Consider the following 16,986-nt stretch of genomic DNA (forward strand, 5'->3'; position numbering starts at 1 on the left):
GTCCAGAGCTGGAGGAGACCATGGTCACCCGTCGCAGAGCCCTCGCCGCTCGACCACTCCGCCATGGGCGTGAGGGCGACGATGAGGATCGGCTGGCCCGTTGACCGCCACCGACCGCGCCGCGCCGGAACCGCGGGCCCGCCTCCGGGCCGGGGTACCGGTCACGCTGCTGCCGCTGCTGATCGCGCTGCTGCTGTCCTCCCTGGACACGATGGTGATCGGCACCGCCATGCCGACGGTCGTCGGGGAGCTGGGCGGCTCCGGGCAGATGGCCTGGACGGTCACCGCGTACACGCTCGCCGCCGCCGCGACGACCGCCGTGTGGGGCAAGCTCGGCGACCTGCACGGCCACCGCGGGGTCCTGCTGGCCTCGTTGGGCGTGTTCGCCGCCGGCTCCGCTCTCTGCGCGGCCGCCCAGGACATGCCCCAGCTCATCGCGTTCCGGGCGCTCCAGGGCCTGGGCGCGGGCGGGATCGCGGTGGGAGCCATGTCCGTGCTCGGGGAGCTGGTGCCCCCGCGCGAGCGCGCCCGCTATGCGGGCGTGATCACCAGCGTGATGGCCGTGTCGATGATCGGCGGCCCGCCCGTCGGCGGCCTCATCACCGACCACCTCGGCTGGCGTTGGGTGTTCCTGCTCAACCTGCCGCTCGCGGCCCTGGCCGCGGGCCTGGCCGTCGTGCTGATCCGCCGCCCGGCGAAACCGCCCAGGGCCGGTGCGCCCGTACGCATCGACTACGCCGGGGCCGCCCTGCTGGCCGCGGGGGTCACCGCCGTGGTCCTCGCCACCACGTGGGGCGGCACCGAGTACGCCTGGGACTCGCCCCCGGTCCTCGGCCTCACGGGCGCCGCCGCCGTGGCGCTGGCGGGCTTCCTCGCCGCCGAGCGCCGGGCCGCGGAACCGGTGCTGCCGCTGCGCCTGTTCCGTATCCGCAACTTCTCGCTGATGTCCGCGCTCGCCTTCCTCACCGGGTTCGTGATGTTCGGCGCCGTGCTCTACCTGCCGCTCTACCAGCAGGCGGCGCAGGGCCTGTCCGCCACCGGGTCCGGGCTCCTGCTGCTGCCCATGCTCGCCACGCTGCTGCTCGTCTCCCAGCTGTCCGGCAGGTACACGGCGCACACCGGCGCGTACAAGCTCACGCAGGTGGCGGGCGGCTCCTTCATGCTGGCCGGCACCCTCCTGCTCACCCGGCTCGACGCCGGCACCTCCCGCCTCACCACGGGCGTGTCCATGGCGGTGCTCGGCGCCGGCATGGGCTTCCTGACGCAGATCGTCGTCACCGTCGCGCAGAGCAGCGTCTCCGTACGCGAGACCGGCGTCGCCTCCTCGGCCGTCACGCTCTGCCGCACGCTCGGCAGCTCCCTCGGGGTCGCCGTCATGGGGGCCCTGTCCGGTGGGCTCGGCGACTACGGCGAGCCCACCGCCGCGGCGGCGGCCGAGGGTGTCCGCTCGGCCTTCTGGGCGGCCGTCGCCGCCGCCGCGCTGACGCTGCTGGCCGCGCTGTGCGTACGCGACGTGCCCCTGCGGAGCGCGGGGCCGAAGAAGTGAGCGCCACCCGTACGTACGGGAGCCGCCGGCTGTGACAGCCCGGCTGGACAGGGCTTCCAGCCCGGATCGACCGCGGCTCCTCCGCACCCGCCGACGCTTGACGGGTCAACCACGCAACCCGCGAAGTCGACACCAGAGAGGCAGGGAGATCACATGCCCGCACGCCGTATCCGTCTGGCCACCGCCGGAGTTCTCGGAACCGCCGTCGTCGTCGGTGCCCTGGCGACGAGTCCCGCCGCGGCGTCCGCCGCGGCCGTCACGGTGACGCCGAGCACCGGGCTCACCGACGGCCAGACGGTGGCCGTGAGCGGCACCGGCTACGTCGCCGGCAGCGAGATCGGCGTCAGCGAGTGCGTCCGCGACACCGTGTGCTCGGAGACCACCGTGCACACCACCGCCGGCGCGGACGGCACGTTCGCAGTCGATTACGTGGCACGGAAGCAGTTCACGGCCACCGACTGGAGCACCGGCGAGACCGTCACGGTGGACTGCGCCGTGGAGCAGTGCCAGGTCGTGGCCTGGGAGCAGGAGATCGGCCCGATCGGCCAGCCCATCTCCTTCGGCTGACGACGTGCCGGCCCGGCGCTGACACGAAAGCGCCGCGCACCGCCCGGTGCGCGGCGCGCCGTCACACTCTCCCGCCGCCGTTCGTCATGGAGATGACGGACGGCACCCCAGCGAGGAGCGACATGCACGCGCGAATAGCCAGTCCCACGGCCGCGGTGCCCGGTGCGGTACCGGCGCTGCGGGCGCTGGGCGAGGCACTGAAGAGGTCCGGGGTCCCGGAGAGCACCCTGCGGCTCGTCTACCTGCGCACCAGCCAGATCAACGGGGCGAGTTGGAACGTCGACAGGCACGCCGCCGAGATGCGCGCCGCGGGGGAGCCGCCCGAGCGGATCGCCGCCGTCGCCGCCTGGCGCGACGCGCCGTACTTCCGCGACGACGAACGCGCCGCGCTGCACCTCGCGGAGACCTCCGCCCGGCTCGGCGACCGGCCGGACGCGGTCCCCGACACCGTATGGAACGAGGCCGCCCGCCACTTCGACGAGAGCCAACTGGCCACCCTCGTCCTCGCCTCCGGCTTCTGCAACCTGTGGCACCGGGTCGTCGCCGCCACCCGGCGGCCGGCCGGCCAGCCGCCGGGATGAGCGCGGGCGCCGCACCGGCGCACCGGGCGGGCCGGACCCCGGCTAGAGCCGGCTCGCCTCCACGACGGAGATGGCCGCGGGCGTCCGCACCACGCGCTCCACCTTCAGCCCCGCCTGCGCAAGCAGCTCACCGTAGAGCGCCTCGGTCCGCTCCCGGCCGCCGACCAGCAGCATCAGCCACAGGTCGACGAGCTTGCCGGCGTGCGGCGCGTTGCGCTTGTCCGGCAGCACCATCTCCATGATGAGCACCCGGCCGCCGGGGTTCATCGCCTTCCGCACGTTGGTGAGGATCTCCACGGCCTGCGGCTCCGGCCAGTCGTGCACGATGTGCTTGAGGACGTACGCGTCCCCGCCCTCCGGCACCGGGTCGAAGAGGCCGCCGTCCGCGATCGTGCACCGGTCGGCGACGCCCTCCTGCTCCAGAAAGGCGGCAGCGCCGTTCTCCCCGACCCGGGGATCGGACAGCACGCCGCGGGTCTTCGGTGACTTGCGGAGCACGCCGGCGAGGAAGTCGCCCCGGCCGCCGCAGAAGTCCACGACGGTACGGAAACGGGAGAAGTCGTACGCGGCGAGCAGCGGTTCCGTTTCCGTGGCCGACATCGAGCCCATACCCCTGATGAAAACTCCCCCGTACTCCGGATTCGCCTCCAGATACTCGAACGCGCCCATGCCGCGGAGTTTCGGCAGGCTCGGTTCTCCCGTGCGTACCGCCTCGGCGAAGTGCGCCCAGTCCTCCCAGTGCGTGGGATGCCCCATCAGCAGAGCGATTCCGTTCATCGACATCGGCGCGTCCGGCAGCAGCGCCCGGGCCATCGGGGTGAGTTCGAAACGGCCGTCCTTCCGCTCGCTGAAGATCCCGTACGTGGCGAGGAGCCGCAGCAGCCGGCGCAGCGACTCGGCGTCGGTCTCCGTCTTCTCGGCGAGCCGGGCCACCGGCAGCGGCCCGTCCGCCAGCGCCTCCGCGACCCGCAGCTCCGCAGCCGCGTATATCGCCTGGGAGACCATGGCGCCCTGCGCCAGCTCCAGCAGCGCGAACGGCGGCGGCGCCATCTTGCGGGTCAGCGACTGCAGTGCGGAGCGAATCCCTTCGACGACGCGGACGACACGAGCGGGTGGCAGCGGTGGCATCGGATTCCTCCGTAAGGCGAGTTCCCGTCTTTCCCGGATTCCGCCGACGGTAGGCCAGTGCACCGCCGACCGCCACGTGTCCAATACCGGTGCGAAAACGGAGCGCGACTTGAGTGCCACTTGAATGCACGAGAGTTGTCCAACTGTGTCCGCTGCGCAGTCGAACAGCCCACGACGTAATACCGGGGCAGTGTTTATGCTGTCGCGGATCGCCCATATCAAGCCGGCTTCACGCGGCAAGAAGGAGTGAGATGTCGAGTAGGAATCGGAAGTGGAAGAAGGCTGCCCTGTCCGCCGGAGTGCTGGGCGGAGTCACAGCGGTGACGCTGCCCGCGCCCGCGGTTGCGGACGAGACCCAGCCGGCGATCGAGGTCGTGGCCGACGAGCTGAACAATCCGCGCGGGCTGCACGTGGACCACCACGGCCGGATACTCGTCGCCGAGTCCGGCACGGGGAAGGAGGGCTGCGAGGCCGGCAAGCAGTGCGTCGGCGCCAGCGGTTCGGTCTACCGCATCGACGGCGAGAAGCAGGGCCGCGTACTCAACGGGTTGCCGTCCGTCGCCGCCGGTGTGGCGGACCCGCAGCAGCCCATATCCGCCTCGGGCCCCGTCGACGTGCTTCCCGGCCCGTTCGGCTACGTCGTTCTCCACGGCGGCGGCAACTCCAACGAGTACCGTGCCGGGCTCGGCGCCGAGGCGAAGGCCCTCGGCACCCTGCGGCACTCCTCCGGGCACACCGTCGCCGACCTGGTCGACTACGAGACGCGGATGGACCCCGACTGGGTGCTCGGCGAACCCGACACCCCGAACGAGCCCTCGTCCGTGCACAGCAACGCCTGGCGGTTGGCCAAGTCCGACAAGGGCTACCTGGTGACGGACGCGGCGGGCAACGACCTGCTGGGCATCTCCCCGTTCGGCACGACAAGGACCGAGGCGGTGTTCCCCGGCAACACCGTGAACGACCAGCTGTCGGAGGCCGTGCCCGGCGGCGTCGTCGAGGCCCGCGACGGCACCGTCTACGTCTCCGACATGGGCGCCCTCAAGCCCGGCGCGGCCCGGATCTGGAAGATCGAACCCGGCCACCGCCCCGTGGTGTTCGCCGAGGGTCTGACCGCCGTCAGCGACCTCGCCCTGGACGGCTCCGGCGACCTCGTCGCGCTCACGCTCACCGGCGGCTACCAGCAGAGCGGCCCGCCGCTGCCCGGTGAGATCAACGTGATCGACACCGACACCGGCGACGTCACCCCCGTCGAGACCGGCGACCGCCTGACGATGTCCTCGGGCGTCGACGTCGGCCCGGACGACGAGATCTACGTGACCAACAACTCCGTCGGGACCGGCGGCGAGGTGCTCAGGATCACCCGCTGATCGGTGCCGGGGTGTCCGTCACCGGCCGCCGGGGCCGGTGACGGACACCTCTGTCACCGGCGATTCACATGGGCCGTTGCTGAACTTGACCCGGTGGGGATCTTGGCCTTCCCGGTGTGAGTTTCGTCGCCGCAGGTGGGATTTCGGTGGGACGGGCGGCCTTCACGCCGCCGGGCGCGCCGAGGCCAGTGGCACGGTCGAGAGGGTGAAGGGGAGCGACTCCGGGGGGAGTCCGGCGCTCCAGCGGTTGTACTGGCTGTTGACCACCAGGGCCCGGTCGCCGGGGAGGGTGATCGAGCTGGGGTGCAGGAAGCCGCCGGGCGGGACGAGGCGGCCCGTGAGACGGCCGCGGGCCAGGTCGGGGGAGAGCCGGATGACGGTCACCTGCGGGGTGAGTCCGGGGACGTCGTTGAGGCTGCCCTGGACGACGTAGAGGTTGCCGTCGCGGAAGGCCAGTCCGTCGCCGTTGGGCAGCAGATCACCGCCGAGATCGACTTCGTGCGGCTGCCGGGTGCGCCGGTCGATGTGCCAGAGTCGGCCGGTGGCGCTGTTGACGGTCAGCAGGTGGTCGTCGATGCAGATGATGCCGTTGAGGTTGTGGCGGCCGTCGACCCAGTCGATGGGTGTCGTGGCGACGTCCAGCCAGCGCTCCAGCCCCCACGAGCTCCCGGTGCGGGTGAGCCGGTAGATCATCGGCCGGAAGGAATCGGTGACGTAGGAGGTGCCGTCGGGCGCCGCCGCGATCTCGTTCAGGAAGCCGCCCTCGACGCCGTGCAGCTGGGCGAGCAGGGTGGCGTCGGCCGGGTCGTACACGCGCAGCGTGCCGGTGTCCGCGCCGCCGACGAGGAGGCGGCCGGCGGCGTCGACGGTCATGCCGGAGGTCGTGGCGCGGCCGTCGGCGCCGTGCGGCGACCAGGGGCGCAGGGTGGGCTCCGTGAGGTGGCCGCGGAAGATCGTGCCGTCCTCGGCGCTGCCGACGTAGATGTGGCTGGTGCGCGGGTCGTAGGCGTGGCCGGTGGGGAAGGCCCGGTCTCCGGGCACCACGTACGTCGCCGGCAGCCCGGCCGGCCCCGGAGCGGCGGTCGCCGGCCTGCGCCAACCCGCGGTGGCCGCCGTCGCGGCGGTGACGGCGGTGGCGGCCAGCACGGTCCGCCGGGACATGGGCTGGTGTCCCATCACAGCTCCTTCTCGTCGTCGTGCTCGGGGCATTGTCCGGTCATCGTGACCCGGCGCGCGGCGCGCTCCGGCGCCCCGCTGTTCCAGGGGACCGCCAGAACCACCCACGTGCCGGATCGTTCGGCGATGATGAACTGATGACCCGGCGCACCGACCTCCGAGAGTTCCTGTCCTCCCGCCGCGCCCGGCTGCGCCCGGAGGATGTCGGCCTCGCCCCGGGCGGCGGGCTGCGGCGGGTGCCCGGACTGCGCCGTGAGGAACTGGCCTTCCTCGCGGGGATCAGCGCCGAGTACTACGTACGCCTCGAACAGGGACGCACTCCGAACGTCTCCGCCGACGTGCTCGACGCCGTGGCCGACGTCTTACGCCTCGACGCGGACGAGCGCGCCCACCTCCACCGCATCGCCCGCCACCCGACGACCCCGCCGCGCCGCCCGCGGGCCCAGCACGTGCGGCCCGGCATGCTCCAGATGCTGCACGCCATGGGCGACAGCACCCCGGCGTTCGTCTTCGGCCGGCGCATGGACATCCTGGCCTGGAACCGGCTGGCCTGCGCCCTCATCACCGACTTCGGCGCGCTGCCGCCGCAGCGCCGCAACGTCGCCCGTCTCGTCCTGCTGGACGAGGACGTCGTCCGCCTCTACCCGGACCGGGAGTTCGTGGCCCGGGACACCGTCGGCCATCTGCGTGTCGACGCCGGGCGCAACCCCGACGACCCGAAGCTGGCGGCGCTGGTGGGCGAGCTGTCGCTGAAGAGCGAGGAGTTCCGCAAGCACTGGGCGTCGCACACCGTCAAGAGCAAGTCCCACGGCTACAAGCGCATCGACCACCCTGTCGTCGGGCGGCTGACGCTGAACTTCGAGACCCTGCACCTGCCCGACGACCCCGAGCAGTTCCTCACCGCCTACACCGCCCCGGCGGGCTCACCGGACGCGGAGCGCCTGCGGTTGCTGAGCAGTTGGCAGGGCCAGGGGAACGAAGCCGCCCCCGCCGCACGCGCCGCGGACCACGACGCGCTCGGCGCACCCGGCGGATGACGTCCGCGCCGCGGGGTCACCGTCAGTCCCGGGCATCGGTCGGGGTGTCCTGGGTGTCGGCTCTAGCCCTGGTTGATCGCCTGGCGGCGGTAGGCGCCCGGGGTGAGGCCGTGGGCGGAGCGGAACGTGCGGACGAAGACTGCGGGGTCGGTGAATCCCACGCGGGTGCCGATGAGGTGGATGGGAAGGTGCCCGAGTGTGGAATCGGCCAGGTGACTGCGGGCGCGTTCGAGGCGCTGCTGGCGGATCCATCCGGAAACGGTGTCGCCCTCGGCTTGGAAGAGGCGATACAGGTAGCTGACCGAGATGTGATGCGCGGCGGCGATGACGGGCGGGGCCAGGGCCGGGTCGTGCAGGCGTTGTTGGATGAACGCGCGGATGTGCCGGGTCAGCATCTGGGTGCGGGTCTCGGGCGGCAGGTCGCCCTGCGCATCGAGACGGTGCGCCAGCGTCGCGGACGTCAGGTCCGTGACGGCCCGCTCCAGGCGGGGGGCGTCGGGCTCCCGGAAGGTGTCGAACTCCTCCACCGCACCGGTGAGGAATCCCGCCAGCAACGCGCCCACGCCCGACCGGCCGGACAGCCGTCGTGCTGCTATCCGCGCAGTCCGGTCCGGATGCAGCGGGAGCGCCTTCTTGGGGATCTCCAGGCAGATCGCCTTCGTGACGCGGTCTCCCATGACGCAGTCACAGGGAATCGACGTGTCGATGATGTACATCTCGCCCGGGCCGTGCACCGCCTCGTGCCCGGCCTGGCGGATCCCTATGCTTCCCCGCAGGGGGAGAACCAGGTGGAGGATTTCGGGATCGGCTTGCTTGATCAGCCTTCGCGTGCGCTGTGCCTGCAGCGGCTGCTGGGTCGTCGGCCAGATCCGTATGGCGCCGATCTCCAGCACGCGCGCCTCCGCGTGGAAGTCGTCGGCGTTCTCGCTCGCCATGTCCATGGGGCAGACGGTTGTCAGCATCAGGTCGCGCCAGTGGTCGAACCGGTCCTCCTTCGCCACCTCACTGGTACGGAACAGTGTTTCCCTGAGCATGGATCCCCCGTATTTCTTGTCCTGCGGTGCACGGCTCGGTCAGCCCGGTGCCGTTGAGCGGCGGCACCGGTAGTCCAGCGCATCACCGATGGGCTTCGAAAGCGCACAACGTGGAGACCTTGATCGACGAAAGTTGTATGCGGACTGCGCAGGGCAGCTATGCCGATGGCGCTGCCCGGCCGCATCGGGCGAGTCGTCGCGGCTAGCGTGTCGGTGATGAACCGGCCGCAGTGCACCTGGACGTTCCCGCTGTGGCGGAGCCGCCGGGAAGGTGCCTGGCTGCTGACCGCGGCGGCGCTCTTCGCCGCACTGGACGTGCTCGTGTCCCTCACCAGACCGCCGACGACGCAGTGGGCGGGCCCGCACGCGGGACTGATCCTGCAGCTGTCGGTGGATGCGGCGCTCCTGTTCGCGGTGCGCTTCCCCGCGTGGGTCGGCGGTTGGGTGGTGCTGGTCGCGGTGCTGATGCTGGTGTCGGACGCGCACGCACCGGGCCTGTTCACGGTGGAGCACTCGGCCGCCCACACGACGACACCGTTCGTCACCCCCGTGATCGCCGCCAACCTCGTCCGCCTGCTCGACCGCAGGCTCGCGTTCGTCCTCATCGGCCTGCTCGCCGCGCTCGGAAGCCGGTTCTGGGCCCCGACCTGGGATGTGACCCCGTACGGGCTGCTGAATACCGTGGTGCCGCTGCTGGCTGTGCTGTACGTGGACGCCCGCCGCCAGCTCATCGCGTCCCTGCGCGAACGCGCCGAGCGGGCCGAGCGCGAGCAACGGCTGCTCGCCGAGCAGGCCAGAGCTCAGGAGCGGCGGCGGCTGGCCGAGGAGATGCACGACGTGGTGAGCCACCAGCTGAGCCTGGTGGTGCTGCACGCCGGCGCGCTGGGGACGAGTTCCACCGAGGCGGTCGTCCGCAGGGCCGCGGAAGACATCCGGCAGGCGGGCGTGCAGGCGCTGACCGAGCTGCGGGACCTGGTGGGGGTGCTGCGGGAGCCGCACGCGGTGGGCGCCGTGGGTCGAGTGCCGGAACAGGCCGCCGCGCCGGACGTGACGACCCTGATCGAGGAGGCGCGCGCGGTCGGTGAGCGCATCCTGCATACGGCGTCGGGGGATCCGGACCTGCTCTCGTCCACCATCCGGCGCACCGTCTACCGCGTCGTGCAGGAGTCGCTGACCAACGCGCGCAAGCATGCGCCCGGCGCCGAGGTGCGCGTGGCGCTGCGCTACGGCGGTGACGGAGCAGCGGTGCGCGTCACCAACGACGCCATCCGCCGGCCGCCGGACGCGGCGCTCGCCGGCAGCGGCTGCGGTGTCGGGTTGCAGGGCCTGCGCCATCGCGTCGAGCTGAACGGGGGAACGCTGCGCGCGGCCCCGAGATCCGGCGGCGGTTTCGAGGTGGATGCGATACTGCCCGCCTACGTACCCACGGGGGAGGACGGGCAGCCGCGTGATCCGGGTCATCGTCGTCGATGACGAGCCGATGGTGTGCGCGCACCTGCGCACCATCCTCGGCGCGGGCGGTGGCATCGAGGTCGTCGCGGACGGGGCCGACGGCGCCGAAGCGGTCGAGGCGGTCATCCGCCACCGCCCGGACGTCGTGCTGATGGACCTGCGGATGCCCGGCGTCGACGGGCTCACCGCCACCGAGCGGATCGCGTCTCTGCCCAGCCCACCGGTTGTCGTCGTGCTCACCACGTTCGACGCGGACAGTTACGTGCTGCGGGCCCTGCGCGCCGGCGCGGTCGGCTTCCTGCTGAAGTCCACCCCACCGGACGACTTGGTCGAGCTGGTGCGGGTGGCCGCCGCCGGCCACACCGTCCTCTCTCCCGCCGCGGCAGCCCGGCTGGTCGCCGCCTCCGCTGCCGGACAGCGCCGCCACACGGACGCCGAGGCCCGCTTGCAGGAGCTGACCGAACGGGAGCGGGAGGTACTGACCTGCCTCGGCCGCGGCCTGTCCAACGCCGATGTCGCCCGACGGCTGCAGCTGTCCGAAGCGACCGTCAAGAGCTACGTCTCCCGCCTGCTCGTGAAGGTCGGCTGCCGCAACAGAACACAGGCCGCCCTGCTGGCCCACGAAGCGGGCCTGGTCTCCGACGCCACGTGACCGCCGCCGGGGAGGGAAGGCCCACTGGCCGGGTCGGCCGGGCAGGGAGCGACAAGCAGGGGTGCAGGCTGTGTCAATGACAACGGCGTACGCACGTCCCATGCTGGGCCCGCGGCCGTAGCTCATGCAACGACAGGGACGTGCACGGTGACCCAAACGACAGACACCGATGTCGCCGCGGCACGCCGCCGCCCACTCCGGGTCGGCGACTCGGTGCTGTGGGCGCTCGGGACCGCCGCCTTGCTCACCATCGCCGCGACGCTGAGCCAGATCCGCACGTGGGGCCTGTGGGCGGGCGTCGTCCTCACCCTCGCGACCGCCGGCATCGCCGCTATCCGTGTGGGCGGCGTATGGCATCGGGCCGGTGCGGCGACGCTGACGGCCGTGTTCGGGGGTGCCGCGGTGCTCTTCGCCGGTCCGGCGGCGTACGAGGTCTACATGCAGTCCGTCGGCGAGCCGGCGCGCGCGTCCGTCGCCGACATCTACGACGTCGAGGGCGAGATCCGCGAGTGCACGGTCGTGGAACTCGGCGGCGACAAAGCCACCCACGTGCTGGACCAGAGAAGCAACTGCTTCGACCACATCCGCCGAGGCGAGGTGGTCACGCTCTACCAGGACCCGCTGGGTGCCCTCCCGCCGCGCCTGGAAGATCCGCCGGACGGGATCGGCGTCACCACGACGGTGACGATCGCGGCAGCCCTGCTCGTAGCGGCCGGTGGCAGCGTCCTGTACGGCGGACTGCGCCGGCGGGACGCCGGTGAGCTGCCCGCCCGCAAGCCCCCGGAGCCGCGGCGCGATGTCGTGTGGCTGGACACCGACGCCGGGCCGGGAGGGCCGACGGGCACACAGCCGCCCGCTCATATGGTGATGCCGGTCGTCAGGGCCACCGGCGCCGATGGCGTGACGACCGCCGTCGGGTTCGCGGACCGGTCGGAGCACGGGCTGGTGCTGTGGCGGGACGCCGGGCGCACCGAGGAGTTCGCCCGCGTGGTCGCCGTACCGGCATCCACCCGCCGCACCGCGCAGTTCGTGGTGACGGACAGCGGCGGACGACCCGTAGCGGCGATCTCGCGCCGGCGGGCCGGATGGCTGCCGATCCGGCGGACCCGCTGGATCATCCGGCAGGAGGGGCGCCCGGAGGCCGTGGGCCGCAAGGGCAGCCCCGGCTGGTGGCTCGTGTGGTGGGTCACCTGGCCGCTGCAGTTGGTGTTTGTCCCGATCGTGTTCGTGATCAGCGTCGTGACCCTCAGCGACGCGCTGGAACCGGTTCGCTCGCCCCTGCGCACGAAGTGGCGTATCGACGGCGAGATCGTCTTGGAGTACCGGACCGGAGGCACGGCCGGCGGCCCGGCGAAGGATCACCTGCACGCCCTCGCCACCTGGTGGGATCCGCGGCTGACGGTCGCGCTCACCGCGCTGGTCCGCCGCTACGACAGCTGGTTCGGCGACCGCTGGGGCGGCCGCAGACCCGGCCGGAACCCGTGAGCGGGCGTTCGAATCGGATCTGTTCATCGCTCGGGTGCGCTGGTCAGAGACGCACGCGGCGGCGCGTCCGGCGGGCGAGCGGGGCGGGCATCCACCAGGCCCACTTGCCGAGCATCTGCATGACGGCGGGGACGATCAGGCAGCGGATGACCGCCACCAACACGAACACCCCGATCGCCAGCGCGGCGTCGGCACGGGCGCCACGGAGCAGCCGGACACGGATCTGATCGAAAGACGACACGCGTCCATTTTGCGCGCGATACCGATCACAGGAGGAGACCCGTAGGACGGCCAGGTCTGGAATGCGTCATGTCCCGCAAGTCGGTCTCCCGTTCCTGGGTCTGTGTTTCCGTGAGCTGTCGCCGTGCCGTGAGGAGCCGTCAGACGTGGGTGCCCGCGGCCCATGTCGGCCCGCGGTCCAGGCCGTCGAGCAGGTTGCGGATCGCGGTGGTCAGTGTGGGGACGTCGGCTGCGTTGCCCAGGCAGAGCCTGACTCCCCGGGGGACGGCCTGGTCGCCGGTGCCGAAGTACAGCGTGGGGCTGATGGAGATGCCCAGACCGTCCGCGAGCGCGACCACATCGGACGCGCTCCAGGGTTCGCGCAGCTCCACCCAGGCGTGCAGGGCGGCGGTCCTGACGCGGCTGATCTCGCGCTGTGCGCTGAGCAGGTGCGCGGCTGCCGCTCGCCGATGTGCCATCTCCTCGCGTTGCCAGTCGAGGAGCCGGTCGGCGGTGCCGTCGTCGAGCCAGCGCATGGCGACGGCTGTGGAGAGCGGCGAGGGATTGAAAACGGTCGCGCGGATGAGGGCACCGAGGCGGTCGGCCAGCTCGGCCGGGCCGGCGAGGAATCCGCAGCGCAGGCCCGGCGCCAGGATCTTCGACAGGCTGGTGAGGAAGAGGGTGCGTTCGGGCGCCAGGGCGGCCAGCGGGGTGACGTCGGTGTCGGTGTCCGGGAGCAGCAGTCCGAAGACGTCGTCCTCGATGATCAGCAGGTCGTGGCGGCGGGCGATGTCGACGATCGCCTGCCGTCGCCGCGGGGACAGGGTGATCGCGGTCGGATTGTGGGCGGTGGGCATGCAGTACAGCGCCTTCGCGTCCGTACCGGACGCGCATGCCTCCGCCAGCGCCTCCGGGATCAGGCCCTCCGCGTCCATGGCGACGGCCGACATCCCGACGCCCAGCAGTTGGGCGGCGGACTTGACCCCGGGGTACGTCAGAGACTCGATGAGCAGAACCTCGCCGGCCCGGAGCGAGGCGGCGAGCGCCACCAGGAGGGCGTGCTGGCCCCCATGGCAGATCGCCACCTGACCGGGGTCGACATCGAGGCCGCTGCGCGCCAGCCATCTGCTTGCGCTCCGGCGGTGCTCGTAGCTGCCGATGTCGGGCTCGTAGCCCAGGAGCACGCGGGTGTCGACGGTGGTGGACATCGCAGAAAGCGCCCTGCGCAGCAGTTCCTCGTGCATACCTCTGGCGGGGGCATTGACCGCCATGTCGAGCCGCCCGTCAGCGGCGGGCTGCCCGGAAGCCGGCGTGTCCCGCAGGTGGGGAATGCCTGAGCCACCCGAGATGAAGGTGCCCCGCCCGACGGTGCTGCTGATCAGCCCTTGCTGTTCGGCCTCGCGGTACCCGCGGCTGACCGTCGGAACCGCGACGCCCAGCTCGCGCGCCAGCTCACGGTGGGTCGGCAGGCGGTCTCCCGGCACCAAGCGGCCGGTCGTCACGGCGGCGGCGATGACCTCCGCGATGCGCCGGTAGACCGGTCTCGTCTGGACCGTGTCCTCCAGCAGCTCCGTGAACAGGCTCGGATCGGCCGACATCACCCTCCTCTTGCTGTGGACCTACAGATCGATCATGACGCTCGTGGTGGGACGAGCACAGCACACTGTTACCTGTCCGGGCTGGACGTCGTTCACCGGGTCGATCGCGTACTCGACCTCGCCGTCGTCGATCCTGCACACGCAGGTCCCGCATACCCCGGTGCGGCAGGAGGCTTCGGGACGCAGGCCGGCCCGTTCGGCGAGCGCGAGCAGGCTGAAGGTGTTCTCGCGCCACTCGACGGCGATCCCCGAGCGGGCGAAGGTGACGACGATCGGCCGTCCCTCGGCGTCAACCGCCACCGGACCCGCCTCCGCGCCCGCGCCCTCGGCGGCGCTGAGCAGGGACCTCGCGGCACCGAAGAACTCGAAGTGCACCCGGTCTTCTGGTACCCCGCGGTCGGTCAGGCCGGCGACCATGTCGGCCATGAAGTCGGCGGGCCCGCAGATGTAGTAGTCCGCCTCCAGCGAGGGCAGGACCCGCTCCAGTGCTGCGGAAGTGAGCCGACCGGCCTCGTCGAAATCCCGCCCGAGGACGTCCTCGGGCGCGGGACGGCTGAACATCAGATGGATGAGCAACTGCTCACCGGACTCGACCAGGCGGCGCACATGCGGGCCGAAAGCGAGTTCGTGCGACGAGCGGGCCCCATGTGCGAAGAGGACCGGACGCCCCGGTTCGCGTCCGGCGAGCTGTTCGAGCATGGCGAGCATCGGCGTGATCCCGATCCCCGCACTGACGAGCACCACCGGCCTGTCACCGGGCTGCACGACGAACCGCCCACGCGGCGAGCGCGCCAAAAGCCGCGCCCCCTCCTCGACCCGGGCGTGCAGGTGTCCGGAGGCGATCCCGGCGGGGGCGTCCGGCGTATCGGCCGGGGCGGGTTCACGCTTGACGGCGATGCGGTAGCCGTGGCCGTCCTCGCTGCGCCCGACCAGCGTGTACGTCCGTACCACCGGCTTGTCGCGGCCCGGTACATCGAGCGACAGGGTCAGGAACTGCCCCGCCTCGAAATCCGGCAGACACGCACCGTCCGGGTCGGCCAGGTCGAAGGAGACCACCTCGGCCGCTTCAGGTCGGCGGGCCGTGACGACCAGTGCACGGCTTCGCGCCCCCTCGTTGCTTCCTCGGGCACGGCGGAGCAGCGTTTCGGCCTTGGCGCGCAGAGCCGTCGGCAGCGCGGAGCAGGCCAGGACGCGGCTGAGCTCCTCGACGTCGGACTGCTGCAGATGCAGTATGCGGGCGAGGTCGGCCACGGACATGCCGTCCTCGCTCCGGCGCAGCAGTTCGATCTTGTCGCCGGGCCGGACGAGGCCGGGCTCGATGACGCTGCAGAAGAAGCCCGTCCGCCCGCTGCGCAGGTAACGCGTCGGGAAGTCCTCCTCCCCGAGCCGGACCGCCATCTTCCGGCAGGGGATGCGCGGCTGCGTCACCCGCAGGCGGACCCGGCCGATGCGCAGTTCGTCGCCGAGCATGACCTCGTTGTCCGCAGGTCCGTCGATGGTCAGGTTCTCGCCGAAGGTGCCGTGGGGCAGCCGCCGGCCGAGCTCGCTGTCCCAGCTGTCGTAGTAACTGCGCTGGTAGAAGAGCAGCGCGCGGTCCAGATCATCCGCGTCGTCGACGTGGTCGTCAGTGACCAGGCCACTCGCCTCGACCCGCACGGCGCCATCCGTGGGGCGTTTGTCGAAGCCGGTGATGATCGTCTCTCCCTGGACGGTCATCGGCTTCGCCTCCCCGACGTTGACCGAGAGGAGCGCCCCGGAGAACCTGTACGTCATGGTAGCGAAAGTAACATTACAATTCTCTCCTGTCAATGTATTGTCACTAGACAATCGCGCCGGAGTTCAAGAGAGCAGCGGCCTGTCCGCCTTGGGGGGCGCCGACGCCGATCGCGACCAGTGGCTGTGGGGCCCGGAACGCCAGGCGGCCAAGCGGGCCGTTGCTCGGTTCACCGGGGACCGATCCGGTCTCGGTCCACGAGCGAGCCCTCGTCGCGGGTGGCGTCCTTGCCGGTGGCGTAGCGGTACGCCGACCGGATCACAGACCGTGCGACGTCCAACTCCTCGCCGGTGCGCGGCCCGTAGAGCATGACGACGTTGATCCGGGCGGAGTACAGCGGGTGCCGCTCGCCCCAGCCCTTGCCGATCAACTCCTGCTGGTCGCCGGGCGCGAGCGACAGGTGCAGGCTGCCGTCCGGGTGGAGGTGCGCGAACTCCGCGGTCAGCCGCGGCGGCATGAGTACCGCGCCGTCCGCCGGCGCGACGCCGTCCAGGAACAGTCCCAGCGCCTCCTCGCCCGGAAGGTCGTGGGGGAGATCGACGTTGGGGAAGGTGGTGGAGATCCACCGCGTCATCTTCACCGGCTCGGAGATCTCGCTCGGCCCTGTGACGACGCCGGGCACGGCGGTGGACATCCAGTCCCGGAGCGATGCGCGCACCGCCGGCGGACTGGTCTGGGACAGCTGGACGTGCGGGACGGAGGGCCCGGTCTCGGGGCGGGCTCCTGCGCGTACAGGAAGGTGCAGTGATGCCATGGCGTGCTCCTCGTGTCGTACCGCATCGGCTCTGGCGTATTCTTCGCTGCACGAGGAAGCTAGCATTTAGAATATAGTAGGTTCCTAGAAGATAGTGGCTCTCACCTGCGATATCTCGCTGGTCCGCAGGGAAAGAGCCGGAAAGGGCGAGTCGCTATGAAGGAACGGCCGGGGCAGGTCTGCCCGATCAGCCCGGTGGTGGACCTGGTGTTCAGCCGGTGGACCACGCCGATCCTGTGGGTGCTTCGGCACCACGGCCCCCGGCTGCGCTTCAACGAGCTGGAGCGCTTCCTCGGCCCGATCACACCGAAGGTCCTGACCCAGCGCCTACGCCAGCTGGAACGCGACGGGTTGCTCACGCGCACCTACCACCCTGAGATTCCACCCCGCGTCGAATACGAGATCACCGAGCTCGGCCGCAGCCTCAGCCCGGTCTTCCAGGCCCTCGTCACCTGGTCGGACAAGCACCTCGACCAGGTGGACGCCGCCCGCCGCACCTACGACAGCACCGAGCAGCCCGATCCGGCCAGACCGTAGCGCGCAGCCTCGCCGTCCACGACGTTGCCATGGACCGCTCACCATCTTGCTCCGCCGGGGACTGCTGGGCGCACGAACA

The 16,986-nt window shown here is 71.5% G+C and carries 15 protein-coding genes and 1 pseudogene; 9 read left to right on the top strand and 7 right to left on the bottom strand.

The window, feature by feature from the left end; genetic code table 11:
- Window positions 1-100: 100 nt before the first annotated feature.
- The 3 genes from T328_RS03035 to T328_RS03045 all read left to right on the top strand — a co-directional run bounded on the left by T328_RS03035 (window position 101) and on the right by T328_RS03045 (window position 2,694).
- The gene (locus T328_RS03035; protein ID WP_496494226.1) at window positions 101-1,546 is read left to right on the top strand and encodes an MFS transporter; all 1,446 of its coding nucleotides are present in this window, start codon (window positions 101-103) and stop codon (window positions 1,544-1,546) included.
- Window positions 1,547-1,699: 153 nt separating this feature from the next.
- Window positions 1,700-2,113, top strand: coding sequence for an enediyne antibiotic chromoprotein (locus T328_RS03040; RefSeq protein WP_496494227.1), 414 nt, complete (start codon window positions 1,700-1,702; stop codon window positions 2,111-2,113).
- A gap of 122 nt (window positions 2,114-2,235) precedes the next feature.
- The gene (locus tag T328_RS03045) at window positions 2,236-2,694 is read left to right on the top strand and encodes a carboxymuconolactone decarboxylase family protein (protein WP_496494228.1); all 459 of its coding nucleotides are present in this window, start codon (window positions 2,236-2,238) and stop codon (window positions 2,692-2,694) included.
- A gap of 42 nt (window positions 2,695-2,736) precedes the next feature.
- Here the strand turns inward: T328_RS03045 and T328_RS03050 are convergent, their stop codons facing one another.
- Window positions 2,737-3,822 (bottom strand): methyltransferase, encoded by a 1,086-nt coding sequence (locus T328_RS03050; RefSeq protein ID WP_496494229.1) that lies wholly within the window; start codon window positions 3,820-3,822, stop codon window positions 2,737-2,739.
- A 251-nt stretch (window positions 3,823-4,073) separates the two neighbouring features.
- Here T328_RS03050 and T328_RS03055 point away from each other — a divergent pair, with 251 nt between their 5' ends.
- Window positions 4,074-5,189 (top strand): ScyD/ScyE family protein, encoded by a 1,116-nt coding sequence (locus T328_RS03055; protein ID WP_496494230.1) that lies wholly within the window; start codon window positions 4,074-4,076, stop codon window positions 5,187-5,189.
- A 162-nt stretch (window positions 5,190-5,351) separates the two neighbouring features.
- Here the strand turns inward: T328_RS03055 and T328_RS03060 are convergent, their stop codons facing one another.
- Window positions 5,352-6,365 carry an SMP-30/gluconolactonase/LRE family protein gene (locus T328_RS03060; RefSeq protein ID WP_496494231.1) on the bottom strand — a complete coding sequence of 338 codons (1,014 nt, stop codon included), beginning with the start codon at window positions 6,363-6,365 and terminating at the stop codon, window positions 5,352-5,354.
- A 137-nt stretch (window positions 6,366-6,502) separates the two neighbouring features.
- Here T328_RS03060 and T328_RS03065 point away from each other — a divergent pair, with 137 nt between their 5' ends.
- The gene (locus T328_RS03065) at window positions 6,503-7,402 is read left to right on the top strand and encodes a helix-turn-helix domain-containing protein (RefSeq protein WP_496494232.1); all 900 of its coding nucleotides are present in this window, start codon (window positions 6,503-6,505) and stop codon (window positions 7,400-7,402) included.
- A gap of 62 nt (window positions 7,403-7,464) precedes the next feature.
- Here the strand turns inward: T328_RS03065 and T328_RS03070 are convergent, their stop codons facing one another.
- Entirely contained in the window at window positions 7,465-8,403 is a 939-nt protein-coding gene (locus T328_RS03070; protein WP_496494233.1) for an AraC-like ligand-binding domain-containing protein, read from the bottom strand.
- Between the two features lie 249 nt (window positions 8,404-8,652).
- Between T328_RS03070 and T328_RS03075 the strand changes: the two genes are divergently transcribed.
- The 3 genes from T328_RS03075 to T328_RS03085 all read left to right on the top strand — a co-directional run bounded on the left by T328_RS03075 (window position 8,653) and on the right by T328_RS03085 (window position 12,025).
- Window positions 8,653-9,909, top strand: coding sequence for a sensor histidine kinase (locus T328_RS03075; RefSeq protein WP_496494234.1), 1,257 nt, complete (start codon window positions 8,653-8,655; stop codon window positions 9,907-9,909).
- A complete protein-coding gene (locus T328_RS03080; RefSeq protein ID WP_496494235.1) occupies window positions 9,884-10,540 on the top strand; it encodes a response regulator in 657 nt (218 codons plus the stop codon). The genes T328_RS03075 and T328_RS03080 overlap by 26 nt, the downstream gene beginning before the upstream one ends.
- 147 nt (window positions 10,541-10,687) lie before the next feature.
- The gene (locus T328_RS03085; protein WP_496494236.1) at window positions 10,688-12,025 is read left to right on the top strand and encodes a hypothetical protein; all 1,338 of its coding nucleotides are present in this window, start codon (window positions 10,688-10,690) and stop codon (window positions 12,023-12,025) included.
- A 43-nt stretch (window positions 12,026-12,068) separates the two neighbouring features.
- On the opposite strand, the pseudogene T328_RS03090 reads toward T328_RS03085, so the two are convergent.
- From T328_RS03090 to T328_RS03105, 4 genes and pseudogenes are all read right to left on the bottom strand, one after another.
- Window positions 12,069-12,206, bottom strand: a pseudogene (locus tag T328_RS03090) (MMPL family transporter); the annotation flags it as partial.
- A gap of 199 nt (window positions 12,207-12,405) precedes the next feature.
- Entirely contained in the window at window positions 12,406-13,842 is a 1,437-nt protein-coding gene (locus T328_RS03095) for an aminotransferase-like domain-containing protein (RefSeq protein ID WP_496494237.1), read from the bottom strand.
- Window positions 13,843-13,863: 21 nt separating this feature from the next.
- Window positions 13,864-15,615 (bottom strand): MOSC domain-containing protein, encoded by a 1,752-nt coding sequence (locus tag T328_RS03100; protein WP_496494238.1) that lies wholly within the window; start codon window positions 15,613-15,615, stop codon window positions 13,864-13,866.
- A 170-nt stretch (window positions 15,616-15,785) separates the two neighbouring features.
- The gene (locus tag T328_RS03105; protein ID WP_496494239.1) at window positions 15,786-16,370 is read right to left on the bottom strand and encodes a luciferase domain-containing protein; all 585 of its coding nucleotides are present in this window, start codon (window positions 16,368-16,370) and stop codon (window positions 15,786-15,788) included.
- A 156-nt stretch (window positions 16,371-16,526) separates the two neighbouring features.
- Here T328_RS03105 and T328_RS03110 point away from each other — a divergent pair, with 156 nt between their 5' ends.
- Window positions 16,527-16,907, top strand: coding sequence for a winged helix-turn-helix transcriptional regulator (locus T328_RS03110; RefSeq protein ID WP_496494240.1), 381 nt, complete (start codon window positions 16,527-16,529; stop codon window positions 16,905-16,907).
- Window positions 16,908-16,986: the final 79 nt, after the last annotated feature.

This window comes from Streptomyces sp. CNX435 (assembly GCF_059570575.1).

Excerpts from the sequence above, each read along its gene's own strand:
- T328_RS03065 (WP_496494232.1), top strand. The coding sequence starts at position 6,503 with ATGACCCGGCGCACCGACCTCCGAGAGTTCCTGTCCTCCCGCCGCGCC.
- T328_RS03045 (WP_496494228.1), top strand. The coding sequence starts at position 2,236 with ATGCACGCGCGAATAGCCAGTCCCACGGCCGCGGTGCCCGGTGCGGTA.
- T328_RS03095 (WP_496494237.1), bottom strand. The coding sequence starts at position 13,842 with ATGTCGGCCGATCCGAGCCTGTTCACGGAGCTGCTGGAGGACACGGTC.
- T328_RS03050 (WP_496494229.1), bottom strand. The coding sequence starts at position 3,822 with ATGCCACCGCTGCCACCCGCTCGTGTCGTCCGCGTCGTCGAAGGGATT.
- T328_RS03105 (WP_496494239.1), bottom strand. The coding sequence starts at position 16,370 with ATGGCATCACTGCACCTTCCTGTACGCGCAGGAGCCCGCCCCGAGACC.
- T328_RS03040 (WP_496494227.1), top strand. The coding sequence starts at position 1,700 with ATGCCCGCACGCCGTATCCGTCTGGCCACCGCCGGAGTTCTCGGAACC.
- T328_RS03100 (WP_496494238.1), bottom strand. The coding sequence starts at position 15,615 with ATGACGTACAGGTTCTCCGGGGCGCTCCTCTCGGTCAACGTCGGGGAG.
- T328_RS03110 (WP_496494240.1), top strand. The coding sequence starts at position 16,527 with ATGAAGGAACGGCCGGGGCAGGTCTGCCCGATCAGCCCGGTGGTGGAC.
- T328_RS03055 (WP_496494230.1), top strand. The coding sequence starts at position 4,074 with ATGTCGAGTAGGAATCGGAAGTGGAAGAAGGCTGCCCTGTCCGCCGGA.
- T328_RS03060 (WP_496494231.1), bottom strand. The coding sequence starts at position 6,365 with ATGGGACACCAGCCCATGTCCCGGCGGACCGTGCTGGCCGCCACCGCC.
- T328_RS03075 (WP_496494234.1), top strand. The coding sequence starts at position 8,653 with ATGAACCGGCCGCAGTGCACCTGGACGTTCCCGCTGTGGCGGAGCCGC.